This window comes from Paenibacillus gorillae (assembly GCF_000513275.1).
GTDB lineage: Bacteria > Bacillota > Bacilli > Paenibacillales > Paenibacillaceae > Pristimantibacillus > Pristimantibacillus gorillae.
In genome coordinates, this window is sequence record NZ_CBVJ010000049.1 from 1 (window position 1) to 4,939 (window position 4,939).

Here is a 4,939-nt window from a genome sequence, read left to right on the forward strand (position 1 = left end):
GGCTCAATCGACACTTTACCGCAGCCGATATCTGTACCGATCCGGGCGATTGTGCGTCTGACTGAACTCCGCAATACATCCCACTGGCCATCCGTAACGACTGAAGAGCTGCTGTAAAAACCGCCGTCCCGTTTCAGCGCAACGGGCAGCAATTCCGAATACCCGGTTTCCAGCTGGTCATCCATAAGCCGAACCGTCTCCGCTTCAGCCGTCACCAGTCCGCGCAGCTTGAAACGCTTCAGAAGCTTGGCGTTCACTTCCGCACCACTGATGCCGTTGGAGACAGCCAGAAGCGGATTATGTACGTGGAAATACAGCACCCCGGCAGGTGAAGCCGGCTGGCCCAGCCATTCCGAGGCATGCGTGATCAACACGTCCAAATAAGTGAGCATTTGAAGCGACAACCCGTGTGCCACCTCTTCAAGCCGCAGCTGAGTCGCACTCGATTTGTAGTCGAGCACCCGAAGCAGCAGACCCTGCTCCGTCTCGGCCGCATCAACCCGGTCAATCCGGCCGATAATTTCCATCGAGCGGCCATCCGCAAGCGGAATAACGAGAGATGGAAGCGTGCCGTCCGGGCCAAAATCAACCTCCAGCCCCACTGGCTGGAACTGCGCCCTTCTGGCATGCTCGCTTAGCATGACAGCAGCTTGCGCGACGATTTCTTTCAGCTTGCGGGCAATATATTGGAAACGCCCGCTGCTGAACAAAATTTGCGATTGCAGCCGGGGTGCAAGCTCATCGACCGTCTTCGCCGCTTCCGCACGGATGTCCGACTCCGCCATGGACCCGAATCGCGTTCCGAGGCCGCCAGCCAGCCGGCTAAGCGCTGCGTGGAACAGTTGGCCCATATCTGGCGCCTCCAACCGGTACTGCTGCCTCTCACGCAGCTTGAGGCCGTGAATGGCGAAGTGTTGGAACGGACAGGAGACGAAGCGCTCCATTCTCGACACGCTAGCCTTCAAATGCTCGCCGTACAGCTGTCTGGCCGTATCGATAGTAAGAGCCTCTTCCTGATTGGAAAATCCAAGCGACGCCGCAAGCAGTGACAGCTTGTCCTGCCATTGCGGACGGATCGCATACCAGTTGTACAAATCCCACCAGAACGGCGCAATTTCGGCTCCCTGCCGCCAAGCCCGAAGCTCTGTAATAAGATGCGAAAGCGTCCGGTTAGGATGTGCAATATAGCCCCGCTGCTCCTTCACTGTCATACCAGGCATCGGCTCTCCATTCACTTCGCTCACGGGGATACCGGGGAAAAGCTGCTTGACCTGACGAATCACTTCGGACGGAAGCAGACTTTTGCCCTCTTCATCTGCTTGCGCCCAGCTGATCCACAAATGGGAGCTCGGCGTTGTCAGAGCGTTATAAATAATGAATCGCTCGTCCAGCAGCCTTCTCCTGACGCCAGGAGCCATCGTCAGCCCTTCGTCCGCAAGGCGCTCCCGCTCCTGTTCCGTCAGTATGCCGTCCTCCTGAATGCGCTTCGGCATCACGCCGTCGTTCGCGCCAAGCACGTAGCATACTTTAACGTCGCCGGACCTTGTACGGTCCATGCTGCCCACCAGCGTCTGGTCAATTGCAGGAGGAACCGCAGACAGCTTCAAGCTTTCGAGTCCGGTCTCCACCATGCCGGCGAAAAGCTCCGGCGGCATCGCTTCGCTGCCTGCCATCTCAACAAGCTGGTCCAGCAATTGCATTACGCCGTCCCATAACTGGCGATGAGCGCGGGCTCGCTGCGTCCTGCCTGCTGCAGCGTCCTCCCGGCTCCATCGTTCCAGACGGTCGGCGGCATCGCTGTGGTCAAGCAGCCGATAAAGCGCCTCGCACATCGTCCGCACATCCGGGGCCTGCTTCAATGCATTGCCGAATCTCCGCAGCGGCGGCACAATCGCTTCACGTGCCTCCAGCACGGCTTCCAGCTCTCGCGCCGCTCTTGCACTTGGCTCGGCAGCAGCCTCTTCTTCTAGCGATTGAACCATAATCGGCCGCCAGCTTTTCCTGTCCTGCCACTTCCAGCCATCGATTCCGGCTGCCAGCACATAATTCTCAAGCAGGTCGAACCGCTCCCGCGTCATACTGCCGTCGAACGGGAACAGCAGCTCCGTCTTGATGCAGCGGAAAACAGCTTCGTAGTGCCAGCCATGCAGCACAGTCTCCAATGCAGAGCGGATAAATTCGACGAGCGGATGATGGACAGCAGACTCTTTCTGATCAAGGAAATACGGAATTTCGTAATCGCGAAATGCCGCCTCGATATAGTCGTTATAATCGGCGGCGTTCCGTACCATTACAGCCATATCCCGCCAGCGGAGCCCTTCCTCTCTTGCTCGCCGGACGATATCACGTGCAACGGCTTCAACCTCAGCGCGGCGGTTTGCTGCTGCATGCAGCGACAAGCCACATGCCGGGTTTTCAGCTTCCAGCACACTCGGGTCAGGTAAAAGCATCGGCACCCGATTACCGTAATGCCGCTCTAAATGAGCCATCATCGGGCTATCCGCATATCGGGTATGTAAGGATGCTTCGCCAAGCACAATCGGCTCTAGCACTTCTACACCGGCTTGCGAGGCAAGCTCCAGCAATTTGCCGTATGTATCCGCAGTAGGATGGAATAGCTCCAGCTCATGCGGCTTTTCCCCTTCCGCATAAGCCCTATTCAGTGTCAGCGCGACCGTCACTTCAGCAGAGCTGGCGATCAATGCGCCAAGCGCCTCATATTCTTTTGGCGTAAAGCCGTGGAAACCGTCGATCCACAGCTCTGCTCCCTGCATAGTGGAAGCCGAAGCATAACCCTCGGTCAGCCGCGTTAAATAATCCTCGGAATCGATATATAAGCCCGTCAATTCCCGCTCCAATTGCCCGTATACAAGCTGCAAATCATGCAGCTTGCGCCGCAGCAATGAAGACTCCGCCAGCTGCGAGCCCTGATCCGTCAAAGCCCCGTCGACGCTGTCAGCATCAATCCCGTAACGCTTCCACTCGGTTAACAGCTCGCCTAGACGCTCGATAAAGCCCGGCTGGCCGGCGCCGCTTTGGAACAGCTCCAGATCATTACCGAGCCGATGAACGATTTTGTACAGCAGCATATGCTTGCCGGTATCGCCGATAGGCACAAGCGCCGTACCGCCCGTTTCTTGCATCACCCGGAACGCAAGCCTTCGGAAGCTCAATGCCTGTGCACGTACCGCGCCGTCCAAGCCGCTTCCTTTCAATAGCGAGTATTCCGTTTGAAATGTCGCTTGCTCAGGAACGAGCATAATGAGCGGCGAGCCCTTGGGCTCCTTCCGCAGCCTGCCGCGAATTTCTTCGAGGCAATAGGTTGTTTTTCCCGAACCGGATCGGCCCAGCACGAATCGAAGCGCCAAGTCCGCCACCTCCCGTTACATTCTCATAATCTACTATAGTACCATATTAACGGCTTTTTTTCACTTCGAGAACAAACGTATGTTCTGGAATATTTTTTCGAATTCGGAACATATACTATTGAAATTCCAAACATTCCGAGTATAATACTTGGTAAATAGATAAACAGAATGGGGATGCGGAAGATGCGCTCAACAACAGCAATCGTAAAGCAATGGGTCGATGACCACCTGGACCTGTTAAATTATGCTAGACAAATTGGCGATGCCCAGTGGCAGAGTGAAATTATAGAAGTGCTGAAGCAATCTGAGCAGCAGACGAAAGAGCTCGTATTGAACGTAAAAGCTGAGGAACTTTGGCGGCAATTCGACCGCATTAATGCAAAAATGCTGGAGTTGTACAACCAACTGAGAGGCACGAATGACGCAGTAGAAATTCATTCGCTGAAAGAGGAAGTATGGGCGCTAAAGCTGAAAAGGCTGGAGCTTAGCAATTTGCTGAAACAGCAAGCGTAATTAATTGCAGGTCCATCCTTCTACACTTTTATGCCGAACGAGGTTTTCAATAGTTATCTGTAAAAATAAAAAAATCCCGCATGCGGTCGACCGCTTTGCCGGACATCATCCATTTCTATAAAACCGTTTATGTAGGCCGTGGGGGCTAATTACATAGCGGTTTGTTTCATTTCACGCATCATGCCCATCATCATCGTCATCATTTCGTCGCATTGCTGCATGTTAGCCATCATTTGATCCATGTCCATACCCATCATGTCCATTTGCTTCATTTCCATCATGCCGTCCATCATCATTTTCATGTTGTTCATCTTGCACATCATTTCTTCCATGCACATCGTCATCATCATCTTCATGCTCATCATTTCCATTGTTGTTGCCTCCCTTCCGCTCATTTCCTTTGCTCAATTAGAAGGATATCCCATTCACGGATAAAAATCAATACTTTTTTCCAAAAAAAAGATTGCTTTCGAAATTTGTTTTGTGCTATTATTAAATATTTTGGGTTAACCGATAATTCCCCTTGGGTTTATTTCTTTTGTCGGGTTTGGGGTGAAAGAAACCTTCGATGTACATACAAAAAGAGCCTTTTTACTAACTCTCTACACTAGCCTGCCTCCACATCCCATACCACGACATGCAAGCTGCTTTTCCCGGTACGGACCAACTACTTGAAACTTGCATATCGCGCTAAATGGCTAAACAATAACAGGATCAGGGGTTGACTAGCTCCTTACACTACCTTTCTCACTGCAAGAGGTACCACCCTCCCGCCAACAGTTGGCGTCAATATGAGCATCTCTACACTTATCCAACGGCTAAGAAAGTGAACAAAATGCAAAAGTGCATTTTGAAACCCCCAAAACTGATCAAAACAGCCCTCAAAATGCTAAAGTACATTTGAAATCACCCCATTTCGCCTATTTGGGGCTTTTTGACCCAATCAACCTGCACTTTTACATTTTGAAGCGGTAAATCGCCGATTTTCCGGCCAACAACATGTATTTTTACATTTTGATTGGTTAAACGCCCCTGTCTAACGAACCTCCTTCGCTAAA

3 protein-coding genes are annotated in these 4,939 nt (G+C 52.4%); 1 reads left to right on the top strand and 2 read right to left on the bottom strand.

Annotation, left to right across the window (positions count from 1 at the left end; genetic code table 11):
- On the bottom strand, positions 1-3,368 hold a 3,368-nt coding region (gene addB, locus TY10_RS09480), incomplete at its 3' end, for a helicase-exonuclease AddAB subunit AddB (protein ID WP_042162779.1).
- A gap of 183 nt (positions 3,369-3,551) precedes the next feature.
- On the opposite strand from addB, the gene TY10_RS09485 reads away from it, so the two are divergent.
- Positions 3,552-3,881: a hypothetical protein gene (locus tag TY10_RS09485; protein ID WP_042162781.1), complete on the top strand. Its 330-nt coding sequence runs from the start codon at positions 3,552-3,554 to the stop codon at positions 3,879-3,881.
- A 149-nt stretch (positions 3,882-4,030) separates the two neighbouring features.
- Here the strand turns inward: TY10_RS09485 and TY10_RS09490 are convergent, their stop codons facing one another.
- Positions 4,031-4,252 carry a hypothetical protein gene (locus TY10_RS09490; RefSeq protein WP_042162782.1) on the bottom strand — a complete coding sequence of 74 codons (222 nt, stop codon included), beginning with the start codon at positions 4,250-4,252 and terminating at the stop codon, positions 4,031-4,033.
- Positions 4,253-4,939: the final 687 nt, after the last annotated feature.

What these genes read in the sequence shown, in the direction of transcription:
- TY10_RS09485 (WP_042162781.1), top strand. Translation starts at nt 3,552, where the DNA reads ATGCGCTCAACAACAGCAATCGTAAAGCAATGGGTCGATGACCACCTG.
- TY10_RS09490 (WP_042162782.1), bottom strand. Translation starts at nt 4,252, where the DNA reads ATGGAAATGATGAGCATGAAGATGATGATGACGATGTGCATGGAAGAA.